This window comes from Alkalibacterium psychrotolerans, from assembly GCF_054784355.1.
The window spans coordinates 1-958 of sequence record NZ_BAAGPH010000070.1 but is presented as its reverse complement, the minus strand read 5'-3'; the positions used below and the strand labels follow the sequence as shown (position 1 = coordinate 958).

1 protein-coding gene is annotated in these 958 nt (G+C 33.9%); it reads right to left on the bottom strand.

The window, feature by feature from the left end:
• Window positions 1-252: 252 nt before the first annotated feature.
• Window positions 253-846 carry a GIY-YIG nuclease family protein gene (locus ACYVLS_RS08920; RefSeq protein ID WP_460323711.1) on the bottom strand — a complete coding sequence of 198 codons (594 nt, stop codon included), beginning with the start codon at window positions 844-846 and terminating at the stop codon, window positions 253-255.
• Between the last annotated feature and the right edge of the window lie 112 nt (window positions 847-958).

Sequence of the window (958 nt, the reverse complement as noted above, 5' to 3'; positions counted from 1 at the left end):
CGGCGGCATTCAAAGAAATTTTGATTGGAAATCAGTCAAACCAAGAACAAATTGCTGCGTAATTTCTTTGGTGAGGGTTAATCCGATAGGATTGTGAAGCATTTATTAGGGTGCGAAACTTGAGTAATTAACTGTAAATATACGTATTTATATAACAAATGAGTAACCACTATAATTCGTAGCTGTAATTCTTATTACATGCTCCGGTCAAATCGAAAAGATTAATTTCTTGAAAGCCTTATATTAATGTAATCAATTTGCATTATATCCATTTGGTTTTCTGGTCCCTAGTATATTTTTCCACCAGTTTTCTCTCTGTAGTATAAAGTTCCTATCTACTCTTGAGTTATAATTCTCTAAAATCGAGAAATTGAAATGCTTTTTAATATAGTCCATACCTTTACCTGTATCATTAACGATATTTAATAATTCGACATTACCTCCATGTCCATCTGATACATAAGAAGACCATCTTTGCAATAACATACCGTTGTCTCCAGTAGCAGACCCAACATAATGCTTACCGTTGTTGTCGTCTCTAATAAGATAAATGGCTTTCTGATTTTCTAAGGCCTTTATCCAATCAATTTTCTGTCTTTTAACGATAGTTTCTAATTGTTTATAACTTAAGTGGACCTTGTCGTATCCTGGGAAATCAATCCCATCAAAAGCAGCAGGCAGAATTTGCAATACTTCTAAATCATTAATGAGTGGCTCACTCCACCTCACTCCACTTTGGAATGTTTTGTGAAACTTGATGACCACTCGACCAAAATATTTGCTATATTCCTCTAATTCAGTTCCTTCATAATTAATATTATTTATCTTCCCTCCTGAACAATTCATACTTTTCGTTGAAACATGTGCCAACTGCCTAACGGCAGCTTAAATTTACTTTTTCATTTTCACCTGTTAAGTGATGAAAAAAGAACCCCATTCTGATATGGTAAAGGTGTCT

What these genes read in the sequence shown, in the direction of transcription:
- ACYVLS_RS08920 (WP_460323711.1), bottom strand. Translation starts at nt 846, where the DNA reads ATGAATTGTTCAGGAGGGAAGATAAATAATATTAATTATGAAGGAACT.